Genomic DNA, 19,996 nt, shown 5'->3' with positions numbered 1-19,996 from the left:
CCGCGTGCTTCTCCGATCCTGACCGCTTGGCGCGGCCCGTCGCCCAGACCGTGGCTCGCGGTCTCCGGCGGACCGCCGAACGCGCCCCCAGTAACCGAATATTCGCGTGCTCCGCACCGGAACACGCGTTACCTTCGTCGGCATGAACGTCATCGGCCGAACCATCTCCGCGACCGCGCGAGCGACCAGCTCGCCGGTTGCCGCCGCCTGACCTTCTCCTCTCCCACCGGCGACCGGAAACGGCCCGCCGGTGGTTCTTTGTGACGTTCCGACGTCCTCGCCTCTGGGTGACGACCACGCGGTCCCGTTGTCCGGTGCCTCTCCCGCTGCGACGCGAAGGAGTCACCCTCATGAACACAGAGCGCATCGTCCGCACGTTCGTCGAGTACTTCGAGGAACACGGTCATCGCCGGATCAGCGGATCGACACTGCTGCCGCCGCCCGGCGACACCGTGCTGTTCACCACCTCCGGCATGCACCCCATCACCCCGTATCTGGAGGGCCGCCCTCACCCACTGGGCCGGCGGCTGGTCAACGTGCAGCGGTGTCTGCGCACCACTGACCTGGAGGAGGTCGGCGACAGCACCCACCTGACGGTCTTCGAGATGCTCGGCACCTGGTCGCTGGGCGACTACGGGGGCTCGCGGAGTCTCGACTGGGGCTACAGGCTGCTCACCGAAGGGCTGGGGGTCGATCCGGGTCTGCTGCACGCCACCGTCTACGGCGGCGACGACCAGGTCGGGCCGGACACCGACTCACTGCGCCTGTGGCAGGAGCGCGGCGTGCCCGTGGAACTCACGGTGGAGGACAACTGGTGGTCGAACGGACCGACCGGCCCCTGTGGGCCCGACTCGGAGATCTTCCTGTGGAGCGGTGACACCCCACCCCGGTCGACGCCCACCCGCGACGACCGCTGGGTGGAGGTCTGGAACCACGTGATGATGCGCCACCGTCGCCTCGACGACGGCCGCCTCGTGCCGCTTCCCCAGCGCAACGTCGACACCGGGCTGGGCCTGGAGCGCCTCGCCTCGCTGCTGCAGGGCAAGTCGTCGGTGTTCGAGTGCGATGTCTTCGACCCCTGGCGGCGTGTCGTGCCGTCGCTGTGGCCATTGGACGAATCGTCGCTCCGCCTGGTCTACGACCACCTCCGCTCGGCCGTCGTGGTCGTCGGCGACGGGGTCCGCCCGGCCAACACGGGACGGGGCTATGTGCTGCGGCGCCTGCTACGACGGGTGCTCACCGTGCTGTGGCGGGGCGACCCGTCGCGCGGTCTCGGCGACCTGCCGGACGAGTTGGTCTCACACACCCTCGACCACTTCCGGCAGGAGGAGGATCCCGGTCACGTACGCCGAGTCCTGCTGGAGGAGGAGAACCGGTTCGGCCGACTCATGGAACGCGGGCGGAAGGTGCTGGCCCGGCCCCGGTTCCGCGGCCCCCTGGGAGACGAGGATTTCCATTACCTGCACGACACCCACGGTCTGCCGCGCGACCTGGTGGTGAGCCTGCGCCAGGAGTGACGGCTCGCGGGGCCCCTGGCGCATCGATGTCAGTGGCCCCGCGTACGGTCGGCGCATGGCTGACCGGAACCCTTCCCCGAGCTCGGTGCACGACTTCTCGACCTGGGCCCCCGTACTGCGGCTTCTGCGCGACGGCGGCACGCGAGAAGCGACCGCGTCCTCGCCGCTGCGCGTGACGGGACGCATCGGCCGACAGAGTTGGAGTCTGCCTCTGCGACGGCAGGCGCCCCCGAGTGGGCGGGCCGCCCAGGCAGCGGACATGCGGGACGAGACGGAGGCGGTGGAGCGGGTGCGTCACGCGCTCGTGGACGCCGGCATCGACGAGATCTCGTTCACGACGAAGATTGTGCCCGCCGGGGAGAGTGCGATCCGTCTGCTGGCGCGCAGTCCCGCCACGGAGTCCGGGCTCGGCCCGCATCCGGGCGCGCTGCTCCTGGTCGAGGGCGCCGTTCCGCAGCCTTGGCGCTGCCTTCCCGACCCGGTGCCCGGCGCGGTACCGGCCGCTGGCGCGGACCCGGCGCTGCTGGAGCGGACACTCCGTGAGAGGTTGCCCGACGCCGTCGGCGCGACCGAGGCGGAGATCGCGCGTGCCGAAGCGCGCCTCGGCGTCGCCCTGCCCGATGAGCTCAAGGCGCTCTACCGGGTGACACGGTCGCGGTGGGAGGACTGGGGCGACGACCATGAGGCACCGGCGCGGGAATGCGCCGCGGTCGGCTGCGAACTCTTTCCCTTGGACGACGTGTACATCGCCGACGCGTCGTCCCGCCATTGTTCTTGGCCGTTCGCGGCGATGGAGGCGGTCGTCACCCCGCCCCACGCCGCCGTGCAGGGTCTGGTCGGCTCACCCGGCTGGCTCGTCTTCGGGGACAACGGCGGCGGGGACCGGCTGGCGGTCGACCTGACGCCCGGCCCGCGCGGACACCTCGGGCAGATCATCATGATCGGCCACGAGGAGAACGTCGGTGCCTCTTTGGTCGCGGACTCGCTCACCGACCTGGTGTTGGACCGGCTCGGCGAGCCTCGCGGCGGCTCGCACGAGGACCGGCCGCCGGCCGTCGCCCACGTCAACATCCGAAGCCTGCCCAGCATCGAGGCCGCCGCGCACGCCGGCCTGGAGGTGCTGTCCATCGGCGTATGGGACGCCGAGCCGCTCAGCCTCGCCCCGGTCATCGGACTGCCCCGGCTGAGGACCCTCGTCGCCTATCCCGGTACGCTCGCCGATCCGCTGGAGATCGCCGAACTCACCGCCCTGGAGTACCTGGAGATCGGCCCGGAGGAATGGCGCGTCCTCCTGGACGCGGACGCCGTCCCACGCGGCCTGTCGGCCGCCGCCGTCAAGGTGCACGGTGACGACGACCGGGACGTGGCGCCCGTCAGGGCCGTCGTCAACGAGCTCCTGGCCATCTGGGGCCGCCCCCCGATCATCCAGACCGTCCTCCGGGGCGACCTCGGCCCCATGCCGTAGCCGACGGGGCGGCCCGCTGATGATTTCCTTGTCAGTCGTCAGTCGTCAGTCGTCAGTCGTCAGCCGGTTCACCGTGGTCTCGAACTCCCTGCCGAGGGGTTCGGGTCACAGACACTCCTCCGCCCCTGATTCGTACAGGAGACGCTCAGATGCCAGACCTGGAGATCGATGCCGTCGTGTTCGACGTGCTCGGCACTCTCGTCGACGAACCCGCCGGTGTCCGCGCCGGCATCCGCGCGCTCGACCCGTCTCTGGACGACACCGGGGTCGAACAGCTTCTCTCACTGTGGCAGCGGCACGTCGACCACGAGCAACGTCGCATCGTCGCCGGCGTCCGCCCCTACGTCACCAGCGACCTGCTCGACCTGGAGGCCGCCCGGCTCGTCGCCGATGCCGTCGGGGTCGGCGACCCGACGGCCGTGGCGGCGCTGGCCGAGTCGGGTCGCAGGCTCGCGCCGTGGCCCGACACCGTGGCGGGGCTCGCCCGACTCGCCGAACAACTCCCGCTGATCGGGCTCTCCAACGCCGGCCGGGCGGCGCTGCTGGAGATCAACGCCCACGCCGGACTGCGCTGGCACCAGGCCCTGTCCGCCGAAGACGCCCGGACGTACAAGCCGGACCCGGCGGTCTACCAACTGGCCGTCACCGTCTCCGGAGGACCGCCGGAACGGCTCCTGATGGTCGCGGCCCACGCCTGGGACCTACGCGCGGCACAGAGCCTCGGCCTGCGCACCGCCTACGTCGCCCGTCCCGTCGGCGAACCGCCCGCGTCCTCGGACCGCTTCGACCTGCACGCCGACGGTCTGGCCGACCTGGCCGACCGGCTCGACCACGGCCGGGGGCACGTTCGGCGGGGCGCGCGGTCGTAGAACTCGCCTGTTCCGCGGCCGGCCGGTCCTGAAATCGAGGGTGCGTCCTGCACGGGAAGCGCAGGAACGAGCGGAACAGGCGAAGAAGGCCCGCGCCAGGACGCGTGCGCCCTGGCGCTGCTGGATCAGGCCCGCCATGCGGGGGGTGATTTCGCCGGCATCCTGTTCGCCGCGGCTGACAGGCTCCAGGTCTTCCGCTTCCCGGCCGACCGGTCCGCCGTCCTCTTCCCTGAGACCCTGACGAGAAGTCGCGTCCGCGCGGGCGCTGTGGCCCTACTCGAAGAACTTGAGGCTCCAGCCGGTGTCGCTGTTGGGGCCGGGGACGTTGGCGCGGCTGTAGGTGGTGCCGCCCCACCCGCAGAAGGTGCCGGTGTACCAGTACCGGTTCTCCCACGAGTACGGCGTCCCCTTCGGCACCGCGTGGAACATCAGGGGGAACGTCGGGCCGGCGGGCGGGCTCGTGGCGATGTCGCCGTCCAGCAGGACGAAACTGTGGTGGCCGGGGCCGTTGACGTGCAGGGTCGGGTCCCAGCCGGGCATCATGGTCGCGCGGTTCGAGCCGAACAGACAGCCGTTGGACTTGTACCAGTCCCACACGTGCGCAGGGTCGCCGCCGGCCCGCAGTCTCAGGTCGGCGAGACAGTACTGGTCGCTCCAGCTGCCGTTGGCGGAGTACGCGATGTGCAGCTGCCCGTTGGGGTCCATGACGGGTTCGGGCCCCTCGTTGATGAACGGGTTGCCGACCACCCGCTCCCAGCTCTCCCGCGGCTGCGAGATGACGTGTCGCGCGCCGGTCGGTGTGGTCGGGCTGCTCATCCGCGCGATGTAGAGGTTCTGCTCGACGTTGGTGTCGCCGGCCCAGCCCGACCAGACGAACCAGCGCTGACCGTTGTAGGTGAACAGGGTTCCGTCGATGGCCCACTTGTCGTCCGGCAGGGCCAGTCGCGTCTCGGCGGTGTACCCGCTGTCCGGAGCGGCGGAGCTGATGACGTACATCCGGTGGGCCGCCCCTCGGCCGGCCGTGAAGTAGATGTAATAGCGGCCGCCGTCCCGCACGATCTCGGGGGCCCACACCTCACCGCGGTCGTGGGTGTCCGACCAGACCTGTCGAGCGGGTGCCGACGCCAGACCGGCCGTCGACGCGGCCTGGCGTACCGCGAGGCCGCCACCGGTGGACTGCACCGACACATAGGTGCCACCGACCCGGATCACACTGGGGTCGGCGGCCCGGAGGCCGATCCGGTCCGCCTGCGCGGACCCGGCGGACGACAGGAGCAGCACGACGGCGAGGACACCGGACAGCGCGGCCGCGACGGCGCCGGAGACGCGGCGGGGGCGCTTCACGGTCCGTTCCGTCGGTGGACGTCCAGGCAGGGGCGACATGTCCCTCCACTTCCACGAGTCTGGTTTACATCGATGGAAGAACGCATGCTCAGCATCCTGATTGGAGGCGAACATGTCAATAAGGTCGCCACCGCCAACGGCGCCCTTCTGTGAGTCGAACACCCCGCGCGCACGTAGGTAGTACGGGAGGGCTCTCGCCCTCCCGTACCCGCGTCGTCCGAGGACGCACCGACCGATTCGAGGAGAGCGCACCGATGAGCACCGCACGCCTGAACGACCGGCTGACCAGGCAGCAGCCCCTGGTTCTCGGACTGTTCCGCATCGTCCTGGGCCTGCTGTTCACCAGCGAGGGCGCTGCCACGGTCTTCGGGCTGCTGGACCGGGCGGCCAGCCCCGCGGGCGACTGGCCCTTCTGGTACGCCGGAGTCATCGAACTGGTCGCCGGCGCCCTGGTCCTCATCGGCGCGGCCACGCGCAGCGCGGCGTTCCTCTGCTCGGGGACCATGGCCTTCGCCTACTTCACCGAGCACCAGCAGGACGGCCTCTTCCCCCTGCAGAACGGCGGCCTGTCCCCGGCGTTGTTCTGCTGGGGGTTCCTGCTGCTGGCCTTCTTCGGACCGGGCTCCCTGTCCCTGTCGGGGCTGCTCCGCCGTGGCGACACCGTCCGGGGCACCGCACAGCCGTTGACCGGACGGGTCTCGTGACCGTACGGCACGAGCGTCACCACCGGCTCCGGGTGTGGTGAACCTGGCTGTCGGCGTACCGGTCCGCGGAAGCCCCACATGGTGCGCCCCAAGACATCGGCTCGGCGTCGGGCTGGCGCCCGGCGCGACCCGACCCCGGTGAAAAGCGGACCTCACGCACCGACTCGCCACGCTCTCCCGGTCGGAACGAAGCGAACCGGTGGCCGACTTCGTCGACGGCACCTTCCGGGGACACGAGGCCAACCCCGCATTCGCGGTCGGCTTCACCGTCCACCTCTGCGCCGCCGGCATCGGCGTGGTCCTGGCGAACCGGGCCCGCGGCAGAGCGAGGGCAACGGCTCGCGGACGCTGACGCCGGTCAGCCGAACACTCGTGGCCGAAGAACGACGTACGCCCGGAGGGGCCGCCTTGACTGGTGACTCGCCGACCCCCATATTCACCAACACCCCGTCGTTCACTCCCCTTCGAGGTGACCAGTGAGAAGCCTCAGAGCCTGCGCTGCCCGGTACGCGGCCACTGCCCTCGTCCTTCTCACCACGGCCCTGACTCCCGCTTCCACCTCCTCGGCAGCCGCCTCCCCACCGGGGAAGCCGGCCTTCGCCGCCCACTCCGCCAAGGCAGTGCTCGCCCGGCTGTTGCCTCGCCATGTCTCGCAGTTCAGCCTCGTTCCGGTGAGTCGCCCGGCGTCCGGGGACTACTTCAGCGTCTCCGGCCGCGCGGGCCACGTGCGCGTACGGGGCACCAGCCCCGCCGTGATCCTCAGCGGCGTCAACTGGTACCTCAAGTACACGGCCAAGGTGGACATCGGTTGGCCCGGGCGGAGCACGGCGAGGCTGCCCCGCATCCTGCCCGCGCCCACGGGCACCATCCGCAGACACGCTTCCGTCCCGCACCGCTTCGCGCTCAACGACACCGACGACGGCTATTCCGGTGCCTACCGCGACTGGGCGTCCTACGAGAAGCAGATCGACCTCCTCGCCCTGCAGGGTGTGAACGAGGTCTTCGTCCAGATGGGTGCCGACGCGGTCTACTACGAAACGCTCCAGGAGTTCGGCTACTCCGAGGAGGAACTGAGATCCTGGATCCCCGGTCCGGCGCACCAGCCGTGGTGGCTGATGCAGAACATGTCCGGCTTCGGTGGCCCTGTCTCCGAGCGGCTCATCCAGCAGCGGGCAGACCTCGGCCGCAGGATCGCGAACCGGCTGCGCCAACTCGGTATGACTCCCGTACTGCCGGGCTACTACGGCACCGTGCCTCCGGGGTTCACCGAGCGGAACCCCACCGGACCGGTCGTCCCGCAGGGCGACTGGGTCGGGTTCGAGCGGCCCGACTGGCTCGACCCGCGCAGCGAGGCGTTCCCCAGGGTCGCCGCCTCGTTCTACCGCCACCAGCGTGAGCTGTTCGGCGAGTCCGCCATGTACAAGATGGACCTCCTGCACGAGGGGGGACGGCCGGGGAACGTGCCCGTCCGGGAGGCGGCCCAAGCGGTGATGAACGCTCTCCAGACCGCGCGCCCCGGCGCTGTGTGGACCCTGATCGGCTGGCAGAACAACCCCTCGACGCAGATCATCGACGCCGTCGACAAGAGCAAACTGCTCATCGTCGACGGACTGTCCGACCGCTACAACGGCCTCGACCGGGAAACCACCTGGCACGGCGCACCCTACGCGTTCGGTACGATCCCCAACTTCGGCGGTCACACCACTGTCGGCGCCAACACCGCCGTCTGGGCCGAGCGGTTCGACCAGTGGCGCACCAAGCCCGGCAGTTCACTGGCAGGCATCGCCTATATGCCGGAAGGCACCGGCGGCAACCCGGTCGCCTACGAGCTGTTCACCGAACTGGCCTGGCGTACGGGCCCGCTGGACCACCGAGCGTGGTTCGACGCGTACGCGGAACGCCGCTACGGCGGTGCCGACCCGCACGCCGCCCGGGCGTGGGAGCTGCTGCGCACTGGCCCCTACAGCACGCCGTCCGGGACCTGGAGCGAGTCCCAGGACAGCCTCTTCACCGCCCGCCCCAGGCTGACGGCCACGAACGCGGCCAGCTGGAGTCCCGGTGCGATGCGTTACGACCCCGGCACGGTGCACCGGGCGCTGGCCGAGCTGCTCCGGGTCGCACCGACACTGCGTACCACCGACGCCTACCGCTTCGACCTGGTCGACGTCGCCCGTCAGGCCCTGGCCAACCGCAGCCGGACCCTGCTCCCGCAGATCAAGGCCGCCTACGACGCCAAGGATCTGCCCGGCTTCCGTGAGCGGGCCACCGAGTGGAAGAGCGACCTGGCCCTGCTGGACCGGCTGCTCGCCACCGACACCCGGTTCCTCCTCGGCCCGTGGCTGCAGGACGCCAAGTCCTGGGGTCGTACGAAGGCGGAGAAAGCCGCTGCCGAGTTCGACGCCCGCTCGATTCTCACCACCTGGGGCCACCGCTCCGGCAGCGACTCGGGGGGCCTGCGGGACTACGCGAACCGGGAGTGGTCCGGGCTGGTCTCCGACTTCTACGCGATGCGCTGGACGACGTACCTCGACTCCCTCGACACCGCGCTGGCCACCGGCCGAGCACCCGTCGCCATCGACTGGTTCGCGCTCGAGAACGCCTGGAGCCAGCAGCGCGACAGCTACCCCGTCCGAGCGTCGGGCGACCCCGTGGCACTGGCCGCCGCCGTCCTCGACGCCCTGCCCACTCCTGCTCCGTCCGGGGCCGGGTCGGCCGGGGGCGACGCCTGACGGGGCGTCCCCCGTCCTCGGACAGCCGATTTCACCGATCCACTCCGCCGGTTGGTCGATCGTCTCGAGAGGCTGGGAGGCTGTAGTGAAGCACGCGAGCAACAGACGTGTCGGTGTCGTGGTGGCCGTGCTGAGCGGTCTGACCCTGGCCGCGACGGCATCGACGACCGCACACGCGGACGAGCGGCCCGACGACCGGCCCGACGCCATCGCACACCGCGGCTCATCCGGCATGGCACCGGAGAACACCGAGGCCGCCATCGACCTCGCCGTCGACCAACGCGCCGACTTCGTCGAGATCGACGTCCAACGCACCAAAGACGGCACACTCGTCAACTTCCACGACTGCACCATGGAACGCACCACCAACATCGAAGAGATCTACCCCGACCGCCCCCGCTACCGCGTCTCCGACTTCACCTGGGCAGAACTCCGCCAACTCGACGCCGGCTCCTGGTTCCACCACGACTACACCGGCGAACCCCTCATCACCGTCGACCACGTCATCACCCGCATCAACAACACCCGCACCGGACTCCTCGCCGAGATCAGCCCCTGCGGCCACTACACCGACCTCGCCACCGACCTCGCCAAAAACCTCCAGAACAAACCACGCTACGTCCGCCGCGCACTCGCCCGCGAACAACTCGCCGTCCAGTCCTTCCAGACCGACGACGCCCACCAATTCCACACCCACATGCCCGACATCCCCATCGGCCTCCTCGACGCCGACCGCCCCACCGACACCGAACTCCTCGAACTCAGCACCTGGGCCGACCAGATCAACCCCCAGCACACCGTCACCGACCAGAACCTCGTCGACCGCATCCACCAACTCGGCATGGACATCAACGTCTGGACCGTCGACGAACCCGGCGCCATACGCAAAATGACCACCCTCGGCGTCGACGGCATCATCACCGACTACCCCCAGTCCCTCACCCAGCACTGACCCATGGAGCAGACCGCGCTTGCGGTGGCCCCTCGGGCTCCCGGGGTGTGGAATGGCCTGGTGAGCTCTCGTACACCCGGCCCCGAACGACCCGAGCGCGCCCGTCCCGCCTCCCACAGCCTGACCGGTGTCGGCCTCGCCGTCCTCGATCCCACCGGACGGGTCCTGCTCGGCCTCGGCCACGATGGCCGCTGGGAACTCCCCGGCGGCAAGGTCGACACCGGCGAGGACTTCGAGACGGCCGCCGCCCGTGAACTGGCGGAGGAGACCGGACTCGCGGTGCCGGCGACGGACGTACGGGTGGTGGCGGTCCTGGTCGACGGCCTGGTCGGGCTGACCCGGGTGACGGCCGCGGCCGTCACCCGGCGCGCCGCGGGTACGCCCCGGGTCACCGAGCCGGACAAGATCGTGCGCTGGGAGTGGTTCGACCGCGACGCGGTGCCGTCCTCGCTCTTCGCTCCGTCCGCCTCGGTCCTGGACTGCCTGTGGCCCGAAGCCGCCGCACCACGAGGACCCGCCGGGGTCCGCCGCTACGAGGTGCTCGCCGACCGGGCACCCGGGAGCGGGCCGAACGAGTTCAGCCGAGTACTTCCCTGAGTCGGTCGCATACCCGCCGCACCTCCGCCGCCTCGGGGAAACACCCCGCCTCCCCCATGGCCACCTGCAGCGCGGGGCCGAAGGCGGCGAACCGGGCCATGTCCCGTGCGTCCACGGGCTGTACGACGAAGTGGATGTGACCGGGCACCCCGCCGGCGTGCGACCACAGACACACGTACACCTGCTCCGGGGTCATCACCTCGGTGACGGCGGCGCTGACCCTCCGCAGCAGGGGGCCGAGCTCGCCGGACTCCTGCGCCGTCAACTCGGCCACGTGCAGCACGTGGCGGGCCGGCTTGACCACCAGGGTGCCCAGGCCGAGCGGTCCGACGCAGTGCTCAACCACCCATGACTCGGTCCGCAGCACGCTACCGCCCGGCAGCGGTGCCCTGCCGAGCATGAGGTCGCAGGCCTTGCATCCGCCGCCCGCATCCGTGTCCTCAGCCATACCGCTCCCCCTTCGCACGCGTCCCTGCTGCCACGCCGGCATTCGATCACGGCAGCCCGCCCATGAGAAAGGCGCTCCGCGCACCGGCCCGGCGCCAGGCCGTGCCGGTTTGTGGCCCGGCAGGACCGTCGCCGCGACGACCGCCATCGGCATGATCGGAGCCCGGGGTGGGCGGCAGGTCTCCGAAAAGCCGGGGGAACGAATTCGGCGCCGATGTCGAGAACCCGTGACCGGCTCCGTCCCAGGGGTGAACGCGACCACAATGGGTCGCAACAGCACCGCCGAGGAGAACACCATGGCCAAGTACTTGCTGCTCAAGCACTACCGCGGCGCTCCCGCTCCGGTCAACGACGTGCCCATGGACCAGTGGACGCCGGAGGAGATCTCGGACCACATGCGGTACATGAGTGACTTCGCGGCCCGGCTCGAGAAGACCGGCGAGTTCGTCGACGGACAGGCACTCGCCCCCGAGGGGACGTTCGTCCGGTACGACGGTGAGGGGCGCCCGCCGGTCACCGACGGCCCGTTCGCCGAGACCAAGGACCTCATCGCCGGCTGGATGGTGATCGACGTCGACAGCTACGAGCGTGCCGTCGAGCTGGCCGGGGAACTGTCGGCCGCGCCCGGGGCGGGCGGGAAGCCCATCCACGAGTGGCTCGAGCTGCGCCCGTTCTACGGCGTGTCGCCCACCATCACGGAGTGACCTCACCCATGGACGAGGTACTGCTCCGCAGCCTCACACCGAGCGTCCTCGCCATCCTCGTCCACCGCGGAGCCGACTTCGCGGCGGCCGAGGACGCCGTACAGGACGCGCTGGTCGAGGCGGTCCGCGTCTGGCCGGCCGACCCGCCCCGGGATCCGAAGGGCTGGCTGGTCACCGTGGCCTGGCGACGGTTCCTGGACGCGACCCGGGCGGACACCGCCCGCCGTCGGCGTGAGGACCTCGTCGACGAGGAGCCGGCGCCCGGTCCCGCGCCCCAGGCGGACGACACGCTCCAGCTCTACTTCCTGTGCGCCCACCCGTCGCTGACGCCGTCGTCCGCGGTCGCCCTGACGCTGCGCGCCGTCGGCGGACTGACCACCCGTCAGATCGCCCAGGCCTACCTGGTGCCCGAGGCGACCATGGCGCAGCGCATCAGCCGGGCCAAGCGCACCGTCTCCGGGGTGCGGTTCGACCGGCCCGGCGACGTTGCCACGGTGCTGCGCGTCCTCTACCTGGTCTTCAACGAGGGCTACTCCGGCGACGTCGATCTCGCCGCCGAGGCCATCCGGCTGACCCGTCAGCTCGCGTCCGCGATCGACCACCCCGAGGTGGCGGGGCTGCTCGCCCTGATGCTGCTCCACCACGCCCGGCGCGCCGCCCGGACCGCGCCCGACGGCAGTCTGGTGCCGCTCGCCGAGCAGGACCGCGGCCGGTGGGACACGGAGTCGATCGCCGAAGGCATCGGGATACTGCAGGCGGCCCTCGCCCGCGACCGGCTGGGCGAGTTCCAGGCCCAGGCCGCCGTCGCGGCCCTCCACGCGGACGCGCCCACCGCCGGGGAGACCGACTGGGTGCAGATCGTCGAGTGGTACGACGAGCTCGCGCGCCTCACCGACAGCCCGGTCGTCCGGCTCAACCGCGCGGTGGCCGTCGGTGAGGCCGACGGGCCGCGCGCCGGCCTGGCGGCGCTCGCGGGTCTGGACGACTCCCTCCCCCGCCACACCGCGGTGGCGGCGTACCTCCACGAGCGCGACGGCGACCTGGTGACCGCGGCACGGCTGTACGCCGAGGCGGCAGAGAAGGCGCCCAACCTCGCCGAGCGCGCCCACCTGACACGCCAGGCCGCCCGGCTCAACGCCCGCCTGCGCCACTGACGGGTGCGCTCGGAACCTCCGCGGCCACTCCGAACGGGACCCGCCCGGAACCCCCGCGGCACCCCACGCGACCCGTCGCAGGCTCCGATCACGATTCCGCGCTCCATCCTCATTGACATGAACGCGCCCCGGCGTGACGCTGAGAGCGCTCTCACAATCGGTACGGACCAATCCCCCCACACCCGCACGGAGGTGGAGAGTGCTCTCAAGCCTCAAGCACCGTCTGCTCGCCGTGGCCATGGCCACGGGCCTGGCCGGCGCCCTGCTCACGTTCGGCGCCGCACCGCCCGCGGACGCCGCGGTGCCCGCCACCATCCCACTGAAGATCACCAACAACTCGAGCCGCGGCGAGCCGGTCCACATCTACAATCTGGGCACCTCGCTGACGACGGGCCGGCAGGGCTGGGCCGATGCGAACGGCACCTTCCACGCCTGGCCCGCCGGCGGCAACCCCCCGACCCCCGCCCCCGACGCGTCCATCCCCGGACCCGCCGCCGGGCAGACCAAGACGATCCGCATCCCCAAGCTGTCGGGACGCATCTACTTCTCGTACGGCCAGAAGCTCGACTTCCGGCTGACCACGGGCGGTCTGGTGCAACCGGCCGTGCAGAACCCGAGCGACCCCAACCGCGACATCCTGTTCAACTGGTCCGAGTACACGCTCAACGACTCCGGGCTGTGGCTCAACAGCACCCAGGTCGACATGTTCTCCGCGCCCTACACCGTCGGCGTGCAGCGCGCCGACGGCAGTGTGGCCGCCGCCGGACGGCTCAAGGCCGGCGGCTACAACGCGGTGTTCAACGCGCTACGGGCGCAGCCCGGCTGGGGCGGGCTCATCCAGACCCGGCCCGACGGCACCGTCCTGCGGGCGTTGTCGCCGCTGTACGGGCTGGAGACCGGTGCGCTGCCCGGGTCGGTCATGGACGACTACATCAACCGCGTCTGGCAGAAGTACACGTCCGCCACGCTCACCGTCACGCCGTTCGCGCACCAGCCGGGCACCAAGTACTTCGGGCGCGTCTCGGGCGGTGTCATGAACTTCACCAACAGCGCAGGGGCCGTCGTCACGAGCTTCCAGAAGCCCGACGCCTCCAGTGTCTTCGGCTGTCACAAGCTCCTGGACGCCCCCAACGACCAGGTACGCGGGCCTATCTCGCGCACGCTGTGCGCCGGCTTCAACCGCTCCACGCTGCTCGGCAACCCCAACCAGCCCGACGCCTCGGCAGCCGACTTCTACAAGGAGTCCGTGACCAACCACTACGCCCGGATCATCCACGACCGGATGGCAGACGGAAAGGCGTACGCCTTCGCCTTCGACGACGTCGGCCACCACGAGTCACTGGTGCACGACGGCAACCCGGCCCAGGCACGGCTCACGCTGGACCCGCTGAACTGAGGAACCGGTGGCCGGGTCCGCCCCCGCCCGCCGCGTCGGCGCGGCGGGCGGGGGCGGACCCATCGGTCAGGCTCCGGGCAGGACGCCGGTGCGCACGACCTCGGAGTACCAGCGTGCGCTGGCCTTGGGAATGCGCGTGCCGGTCGGGTAGTCCACGTAGACCGCGCCGAAGCGCCTGCCGTAGCCATGGGCCCACTCGAAGTTGTCCAGCAGGGACCACAGGAAGTAGCCGCGCACATCCACGCCGTCCACGATGGCCCGGTGCACGGCGGCCAGGTGGTCGCGTACGTAGGCGATGCGGGCGGGGTCGTTGACCTGCCCCGAGGGGTCGGCGTAGTCGTCGAAGGCCGCCCCGTTCTCGGTGATGACCAGCGGCAGCCGCGGGAAGTCGGACGCCAGCCGGGTCAGCAGGTCGTACAGGCCGGTGGGGTCGACGGCCCAGCCCATGGCGGTGGTGTCGCCGGGCGGCTGGTGGAAGGCGACCCGCTCGGCCCCCGGCCAGGGGGTGTGGGTGCTCCTGCCGTGTCCGTCCGAGGTGTGGGTGCCGCTGCCGTCGGCCTCGGAGACGAGGGTGGGCGTGTAGTAGTTGACGCCGAGGAAGTCCAGCGGCTGGTGGATCCGCCGCAGGTCGCCGTCCTGGACGAAGGACCAGTCGGTCAGCGCCGCGGTGTCCTTGAACAGGTCCTCCGGGTAGGCGCCCTGCAGCATCGGGCCGGTGAAGACCCGGTTGGCGAGCGCGTCGATCCGGCGGACCGCGTCGGCGTCGGCGTCGCTGCCGGTGAGCGGGCGGACGTGGTGGATGTTGAGGGTGACCGAGCACTGGGCGTCGGCGCGGACCCGGTCACGCAGTGCCTGAACGGCCAGGCCGTGCGCCAGGTTGAGGTGGTGAGCGGCGCGCAGGGCGGCGACCGGGTCGGTTCGGCCGGGGGCGTGCACGCCGGAACCGTAGCCGAGGAAGGCGCTGCACCAGGGCTCGTTGAGGGTGGTCCAGGTCTTCACCCGGTCGCCGAGGGCGTCCGCGGCGAGGGCCGCGTACTCGGCGAACCTCTCGGCCGTGGCACGCTCGGGCCAGCCCCCGGCGTCCTCCAACTCCTGGGGCAGGTCCCAGTGGTAGAGGGTGGCGACGGGCTGGATGCCCTTCTCCAGCAGGTCGTCGACGAGGCGCCGGTAGAAGTCCAGGCCCTTCTGCACGGCGGGGCCGCGGCCGGTGGGCTGGACACGGGTCCAGGCGAGCGAGAAGCGGTAGGCGCCGAGCCCGAGCTCGGCCATCAGGGCGACGTCCTCCCGCCAGCGGTGGTAGTGGTCGGTGGCGATGTCACCGGTGTCGCCGTTGCGGACCCGGCCGGGGGTGCGGGCGTAGGTGTCCCAGATGGACGGCGTACGGCCGTCCTCCGCGGCGGCCCCCTCGATCTGGTACGAGGCGGTCGCGGAGCCCCAGAGGAAGCCCTTGGGGAAGGTACGGGCGGCGTCCGGGGCGGACGCGGTCTGCTGTGCTGCGGTGACCACGTAAGTCCTTTCTGGGAGGGGGTGTTCGCGGGCGCGCGAACGCCTGGAGAGGTGGGGATCGTGGTGCGGCCCGGCGGCTCGGGGCCGGGCCGCACGGTGGCGGGTCAGCCCTTGACGGCGCCCGCCATGATGCCGCTGACGATCTGGCGGCCGAAGACGATGAACATCAGCAGTAGCGGCAGGGTGCCGAGCAGCGCACCCGCCATGATCAGTGACTGGTCCCGGACGTATCCCGCGCTGAGCTGGGTGAGCGCGACGGGGACCGTCGGGTTCGTCATGTCGAGCACCACGAAGGGCCAGAAGAAGTCGTTCCACGCGTGCACGAAAGTGATCATGAACAGGACCGCCATCGCGGGCCGCGCGACGGGCAGCACGATGCTCCAGAAGATGCGCAGCGAGTGCGCCCCGTCCACGCGGCCGGCCTCGACGAGTTCGTCCGGCAGCGCCTCCGACAGGTACTGCCGCATGAAGAAGACCCCGACCGCGCTCACGAGCGTGGGGAAGATGACGGCGGGCAGCTGCTGCGACCAGCCCAGCTCGGACATCATCATGAACAGCGGCACGACACCGAGCTGCGGCGGCACCATCATGGTGCCGATCACCAGCATGAGCAGGGCGTTGCGGCCCTTGAACCGCAGTTTGGCGAAGGCGAACCCGGCCAGCGTCGCGAACATCACCGTGGACAGGGCGATCACCCCGGCCACGATGAGGCTGTTGACCATGGCCTTGCCCATCGCCGCCTCGTCCCAGGCCCGGGCGAGGTTGCTGAACAGGTTGGGGCCGGGCAGGAACGGCGGCGGGGTCTGGCTCACCCGGGTGTTGTCGGTGGAGGCGGCCACCATCGTCCAGTAGAGCGGGAAGATCGACAGGATCGCCATGATGGCGAGCAGGACGTAGGCGAGTGGGCCCGCGTGATGCTGGCGGCCGGCGCCCTGGCGCAGCAGCCGGCGGCCGCCGCGGCCGGCCGGCTTGTCGGCGGGGGTCCGGGCCGGGGCGTCCGTCCGGGCCGGGAGGCTTTGGGTGGTCATGTCGACTCCAGGTCAGGACGTACGGGAACGCAGGCGCTTGATCAGGCGCTGGGCCACGAAGACGAGGACGAGCAGCATGAACATCGCCCAGGCGACGGTCGCCGAGCGGCCCATCTGGTAGTTCTTCCAGCCCTCCTCGTACAGAAGCAGGCCGAGCGTCTGGTACTGGTTGTCCGCGCCGCCGGTGATGCCGTTGGGGCCCTGGCCGAAGATCAGCGGCTCACCGAACAGCTGAGTGGCGCCGATCGTGGAGAGCACGATGGTGAAGACGATGGTGGAGCGGATCCCGGGGACGGTGACATGCGTGAACTGCTGCCACCGGGATGCGCCGTCGAGGGAGGCCGCCTCGTACCGGTCGGCGGGGATGGCCTGCATGGCGGCCAGGTAGAGCAGCGCGTTGTAGCCGGTCCAGCGCCAGATGACGATGGTGGAGATCGCGGCCTGGGCGGGCCACTTGTCGGCCTCCCAGTTCACCGGGTCGATGCCGACCGTTCCGAGCGCCCAGTTGATCATGCCGAAGTCGCGTTCGAAGATCATGGTGAACACGAGGGCGGCGGCTGCCACCGAGGTGGCGTAGGGGACCAGCGAGGCGACGCGGAAGAACAGCGAGGCGCGCATCCGGTAGTTGAGCAGGTGGGCCAGGCCGAGCGCCATCATCAGCTGCGGCACCGTGGAGATGACGCCGATGGTGATGGTGTTCCGCAGCGCGTTCCAGAACCGGGAGTCGCCCCAGAGTTCGACGTAGTTGTCGAACGCCACCCACTCCATGACGTCGAGGGTGGCCAGTTCCACGTCGTGCAGGGAGATCCACGAGGTGTAGACGAGCGGGTAGAAACTGAACGCGGCGAAGACGACGAAGAACGGTGCGACGAACGCGTACGGGGCGCCCTTGATGTCCAGCCGGTGCAGCAGTGCGCCGCGCCGCCGGGCGGTGCGCTCGCCGCCCGTCCTGGGGGACCGACCCGGAGGCTCGTCCCCGGCCAGGGCCTTGGTGGTGGAGGTGGCCACCGGACTTCCTTCCTGAAAGCGGATGTGTGAGCCGGGCCCCGGGCCCGCCGGCAGGGCGCCGGCGGGCCCGGAGGGCCGCAGGGGCGGTGGGTCAGCCGACCGCCTTCTGGATGCGCTCCGCGGTGGTGTCCCACGCCTCGTCACGCGAGGTGCCCTGCTGCTCGATCAGGGCCAGCCCCTGGGAGAAGGTGTCCTTGATCGTGCCGTCCTTGCGGCCGAGGACCTGCTTGTCCGGGATCTCCTGGGCGGCGGCGCCGAAGATCTGTCCGATCGGGGCGTCGCTGAAGTACTCCGACTTGGCGCTCTTCACATCGGCGCTCTCCAGCGCCTGGAGCGAGGACGGGATGTTGCCGATCTCCTTGAAGATGTGAGCCTGCTGCTCGGGCGCGGTCAGCCAGGCGACGAGCTTCTTGGCCTCCTCCTTCACCGGGCTCTGCTCGACCACGCCGAGGAAGGAACCACCCCAGTTCGCGCCCTTGGGGGCCTTGGCCACGTCCCACTTGCCCTTGTTCGCCGCACCGGCCTTCTCGCTGATGTGGCTGAGCATCCAGGCCGGGCACACGGCGGTGGCGAACGTGCCGTTGGCCAGGCCCGGGTCCCAACCCGGCTGGAACTGGCGGAGCTTGGCCGTCAGCTCGTCCTCCGCGGCGTCGGCGGCGAGGTTCCACGCCTCCTTCACGGCCGGGTTCGTGTCGTGGATCAGCTCGCCCTTGTCGTTGTAGTACTGCTCGGGGTAGCCGTAGACCATGGCGTTGAACAGGCCGCTGGCCGCGTCCATGTAGGCGACGTCGTCACCCTTGAAGTCCTTCTTGAAGGTGCGGCCGACCTCGACGTACTTCTTCCAGTCGCCCTCCCACAGCTTGGCGACCTCCTCACGGTCGGTGGGCAGGCCCGCCTTCTCGAAGTAGTCCTTGCGGTAGCAGACGGCCATCGGGCCGATGTCGGTGCCCAGGCCCAGTACCTTGCCGTCCTCGGTGCTGATCTGGGACTCCTTCCAGGGCAGGAAGTGGTCGGTCCCCGACATCTCGGAGAAGTCCGCGAACTTGTCCGCCTGGGTCTCGGTGATCTCCTTGGCCCGGCCGATCTCTATGCCCTGGATGTCCTTCAAGCCCTTGCCCGCGGCGAGCCTGGTCTGCAGCGCGGTGTAGTAGGTCTGCTCGTCACCGGCGATCTCGGCCTTGATGTCGACATCGGGGTTCTCCTTCTCGTACTGCTCGAGAAGGCCGGTCTCCTTGATGCCCATCACGCCGTACAGGCCCATCGTGATGGTGGTCTTGCCGTCCTCCTTGCCACCACCGGTGACCGAGTCGTCACTGCTGCTGCAGCCCACGACGAGTGCCAGCGCGCCGGCGGCCGCGACCGCCGCCACCGCCCTTGTGCGCAACGAACCGAGACTGCCCATGGATCTCCTCCTAGCGACGGCGCTGACACATCGGCGTGACGAGTTCCGCGATGACCACAGCGACGACTACAGCGGCTCTGACAGGTTTGGGAACGTGCCCAAACTTGGTGGGCACGTTCCCACCGGCGCATCGAAGACTCGTGGGAGCGCGCCCATCTGTCAATGACTTGAACGCAAGTTGCCAGGGAACTCCGAGCCTCGCCCTCGTCCTCCGAGCCTCGGGGGGTGCTCTGCCGACGGCCGCGTCTGCAAGAATTGCCGCAGGTCACCTCCGCGGCAGGCACGGCCGCCGCGGCCGCCGAGGGGGGAGTTCATGACCGGCAACCGCCGTCCCACGATCAAAACGGTCGCCGCCCGCGCCGGCGTGGGCCGCACCACGGTCTCGCGTGTCGTCAACGGCTCGGAACTGGTCAGTGCCGACGCACGCGCCAGGGTCCTCGCAGCGATCAAGGAGCTGAACTACGTACCCAACTCGGTCGCCCGCGGTCTGGTGACCAACCGCACCAACGCCGTGGCCCTGGTGATCCCCGAGTCGGAGAGCCGGCTCGGCTCGGAACCGTTCTTCGCCGCACTGATCCGGGGCGTCAGCGGCGCTCTCGCCGAGAGCCGGACCCAGTTGCAGCTGATGCTCGTCCGCGACCAGGCCGAGCGGGACCAGTTGACCGAGTCGGTGGCGACCCGCCGCGTGGACGGCGTCCTGCTGGTCTCCGTGCACTCCGAGGACCGGCTGCCGGGCATGCTGGAGGAGATGGGCCTGCCCACCGTGCTGGCCGGCCGCCGCGACGCGGGCGAGCGGCTGAGCTACGTCAACTCCGACAACGTCGGTGGGGCCACCGCGGCCGTCCGGCACCTGCTGGGCAGCGGCAGGCGGCGGATCGCCACGATCACCGGCCCCCTGGACATGGACGTCGGCCGCAGCCGGCTCGCGGGCTGGCGTGCCGCGCACGGGGACGCAGGGGTGCCCGCGAGGGAACTCCTGGTCGAGGCCGGTGACTTCACGGAGGAGGGCGGTGGCCGTGCCATGCGTTTGCTTCTTGAACGCGCCCCGGACCTGGACGCCGTCTTCGCCGCCTCCGACCTCATGGCGGTCGGCGCCCTGGCCGAGCTCCGCCGGCAGAAGCGGCGGGTTCCCGGTGATGTCGCCGTGGTGGGCTTCGAGGATTCCGTCCTCGCC

At 70.5% G+C, this 19,996-nt stretch carries 18 protein-coding genes; 12 read left to right on the top strand and 6 right to left on the bottom strand.

Annotation, left to right across the window (positions count from 1 at the left end):
- The first annotated feature begins 350 nt into the window (after window positions 1-350).
- The 3 genes from EBH09_RS35420 (at window position 351) to EBH09_RS35410 (ending at window position 3,851) form a co-directional block, all read left to right on the top strand.
- Window positions 351-1,517, top strand: coding sequence for an alanine--tRNA ligase-related protein (locus EBH09_RS35420; protein ID WP_121750859.1), 1,167 nt, complete (start codon window positions 351-353; stop codon window positions 1,515-1,517).
- Between the two features lie 55 nt (window positions 1,518-1,572).
- Window positions 1,573-2,982, top strand: a complete 1,410-nt coding sequence (locus EBH09_RS35415; protein WP_121750858.1) for an SMI1/KNR4 family protein — start codon at window positions 1,573-1,575, stop codon at window positions 2,980-2,982.
- 149 nt (window positions 2,983-3,131) lie between these two features.
- A complete protein-coding gene (locus EBH09_RS35410; RefSeq protein ID WP_121750857.1) occupies window positions 3,132-3,851 on the top strand; it encodes a haloacid dehalogenase type II in 720 nt (239 codons plus the stop codon).
- 273 nt (window positions 3,852-4,124) lie between these two features.
- Here the strand turns inward: EBH09_RS35410 and EBH09_RS35405 are convergent, their stop codons facing one another.
- A complete protein-coding gene (locus tag EBH09_RS35405) occupies window positions 4,125-5,234 on the bottom strand; it encodes a glycoside hydrolase family 43 protein (RefSeq protein ID WP_121750856.1) in 1,110 nt (369 codons plus the stop codon).
- A gap of 215 nt (window positions 5,235-5,449) precedes the next feature.
- On the opposite strand from EBH09_RS35405, the gene EBH09_RS35400 reads away from it, so the two are divergent.
- From EBH09_RS35400 to EBH09_RS35385, 5 genes are all read left to right on the top strand, one after another.
- The gene (locus EBH09_RS35400; protein ID WP_121750855.1) at window positions 5,450-5,899 is read left to right on the top strand and encodes a DoxX family protein; all 450 of its coding nucleotides are present in this window, start codon (window positions 5,450-5,452) and stop codon (window positions 5,897-5,899) included.
- Between the two features lie 199 nt (window positions 5,900-6,098).
- Window positions 6,099-6,251 (top strand): hypothetical protein, encoded by a 153-nt coding sequence (locus tag EBH09_RS38120; RefSeq protein WP_193776701.1) that lies wholly within the window; start codon window positions 6,099-6,101, stop codon window positions 6,249-6,251.
- 124 nt (window positions 6,252-6,375) lie between these two features.
- A complete protein-coding gene (locus EBH09_RS35395; protein ID WP_121750854.1) occupies window positions 6,376-8,628 on the top strand; it encodes an alpha-N-acetylglucosaminidase in 2,253 nt (750 codons plus the stop codon).
- An 85-nt stretch (window positions 8,629-8,713) separates the two neighbouring features.
- Window positions 8,714-9,580 carry a glycerophosphodiester phosphodiesterase family protein gene (locus tag EBH09_RS35390; protein WP_121750836.1) on the top strand — a complete coding sequence of 289 codons (867 nt, stop codon included), beginning with the start codon at window positions 8,714-8,716 and terminating at the stop codon, window positions 9,578-9,580.
- Between the two features lie 60 nt (window positions 9,581-9,640).
- A complete protein-coding gene (locus tag EBH09_RS35385) occupies window positions 9,641-10,177 on the top strand; it encodes an NUDIX domain-containing protein (RefSeq protein ID WP_121750853.1) in 537 nt (178 codons plus the stop codon).
- Here the strand turns inward: EBH09_RS35385 and EBH09_RS35380 are convergent.
- On the bottom strand, window positions 10,158-10,625 hold the full coding sequence (locus EBH09_RS35380) for a hypothetical protein (protein ID WP_121750852.1): 468 nt from the start codon (window positions 10,623-10,625) through the stop codon (window positions 10,158-10,160). The two genes, EBH09_RS35385 and EBH09_RS35380, sit on opposite strands and share 20 nt — an antisense overlap.
- A 295-nt stretch (window positions 10,626-10,920) precedes the next feature.
- On the opposite strand from EBH09_RS35380, the gene EBH09_RS35375 reads away from it, so the two are divergent.
- The 3 genes from EBH09_RS35375 to EBH09_RS35365 all read left to right on the top strand — a co-directional run bounded on the left by EBH09_RS35375 (window position 10,921) and on the right by EBH09_RS35365 (window position 13,878).
- Window positions 10,921-11,328: a YciI family protein gene (locus EBH09_RS35375; protein WP_121751174.1), complete on the top strand. Its 408-nt coding sequence runs from the start codon at window positions 10,921-10,923 to the stop codon at window positions 11,326-11,328.
- Between the two features lie 8 nt (window positions 11,329-11,336).
- Window positions 11,337-12,482, top strand: a complete 1,146-nt coding sequence (locus EBH09_RS35370; protein ID WP_121750851.1) for a DUF6596 domain-containing protein — start codon at window positions 11,337-11,339, stop codon at window positions 12,480-12,482.
- 199 nt (window positions 12,483-12,681) lie between these two features.
- Window positions 12,682-13,878 (top strand): glycoside hydrolase family 64 protein, encoded by a 1,197-nt coding sequence (locus EBH09_RS35365; protein WP_121750850.1) that lies wholly within the window; start codon window positions 12,682-12,684, stop codon window positions 13,876-13,878.
- A 66-nt stretch (window positions 13,879-13,944) separates the two neighbouring features.
- On the opposite strand, the gene EBH09_RS35360 is transcribed toward EBH09_RS35365, so the two are convergent.
- The 4 genes from EBH09_RS35360 to EBH09_RS35345 form a co-directional block, all read right to left on the bottom strand.
- Window positions 13,945-15,384: a GH1 family beta-glucosidase gene (locus EBH09_RS35360; protein ID WP_121750849.1), complete on the bottom strand. Its 1,440-nt coding sequence runs from the start codon at window positions 15,382-15,384 to the stop codon at window positions 13,945-13,947.
- A 104-nt stretch (window positions 15,385-15,488) separates the two neighbouring features.
- Window positions 15,489-16,412, bottom strand: coding sequence for a carbohydrate ABC transporter permease (locus EBH09_RS35355; protein WP_121750848.1), 924 nt, complete (start codon window positions 16,410-16,412; stop codon window positions 15,489-15,491).
- A 12-nt stretch (window positions 16,413-16,424) separates the two neighbouring features.
- Window positions 16,425-17,420: a sugar ABC transporter permease gene (locus EBH09_RS35350; protein ID WP_121750847.1), complete on the bottom strand. Its 996-nt coding sequence runs from the start codon at window positions 17,418-17,420 to the stop codon at window positions 16,425-16,427.
- 91 nt (window positions 17,421-17,511) lie between these two features.
- Window positions 17,512-18,822: an extracellular solute-binding protein gene (locus EBH09_RS35345; protein WP_121750846.1), complete on the bottom strand. Its 1,311-nt coding sequence runs from the start codon at window positions 18,820-18,822 to the stop codon at window positions 17,512-17,514.
- A gap of 313 nt (window positions 18,823-19,135) precedes the next feature.
- Here EBH09_RS35345 and EBH09_RS35340 point away from each other — a divergent pair.
- Window positions 19,136-19,996 (top strand): LacI family DNA-binding transcriptional regulator (locus EBH09_RS35340; protein ID WP_153182768.1); only part of this gene is annotated, 861 nt, incomplete at its 3' end.

This window comes from Streptomyces sp. E2N166 (assembly GCF_003671715.1).
Lineage (GTDB): Bacteria > Actinomycetota > Actinomycetes > Streptomycetales > Streptomycetaceae > Streptomyces > Streptomyces thinghirensis.
Note: the sequence above shows the minus strand (reverse complement) of the source record. Positions and strands in the feature narration are given on the sequence as shown.

What these genes read in the sequence shown, in the direction of transcription:
- EBH09_RS35370 (WP_121750851.1), top strand. Translation starts at nt 11,337, where the DNA reads ATGGACGAGGTACTGCTCCGCAGCCTCACACCGAGCGTCCTCGCCATC.
- EBH09_RS35375 (WP_121751174.1), top strand. Translation starts at nt 10,921, where the DNA reads ATGGCCAAGTACTTGCTGCTCAAGCACTACCGCGGCGCTCCCGCTCCG.
- EBH09_RS35345 (WP_121750846.1), bottom strand. Translation starts at nt 18,822, where the DNA reads ATGGGCAGTCTCGGTTCGTTGCGCACAAGGGCGGTGGCGGCGGTCGCG.
- EBH09_RS35415 (WP_121750858.1), top strand. Translation starts at nt 1,573, where the DNA reads ATGGCTGACCGGAACCCTTCCCCGAGCTCGGTGCACGACTTCTCGACC.
- EBH09_RS35380 (WP_121750852.1), bottom strand. Translation starts at nt 10,625, where the DNA reads ATGGCTGAGGACACGGATGCGGGCGGCGGATGCAAGGCCTGCGACCTC.
- EBH09_RS35420 (WP_121750859.1), top strand. Translation starts at nt 351, where the DNA reads ATGAACACAGAGCGCATCGTCCGCACGTTCGTCGAGTACTTCGAGGAA.
- EBH09_RS35405 (WP_121750856.1), bottom strand. Translation starts at nt 5,234, where the DNA reads ATGTCGCCCCTGCCTGGACGTCCACCGACGGAACGGACCGTGAAGCGC.
- EBH09_RS35400 (WP_121750855.1), top strand. Translation starts at nt 5,450, where the DNA reads ATGAGCACCGCACGCCTGAACGACCGGCTGACCAGGCAGCAGCCCCTG.
- EBH09_RS35355 (WP_121750848.1), bottom strand. Translation starts at nt 16,412, where the DNA reads ATGACCACCCAAAGCCTCCCGGCCCGGACGGACGCCCCGGCCCGGACC.
- EBH09_RS35410 (WP_121750857.1), top strand. Translation starts at nt 3,132, where the DNA reads ATGCCAGACCTGGAGATCGATGCCGTCGTGTTCGACGTGCTCGGCACT.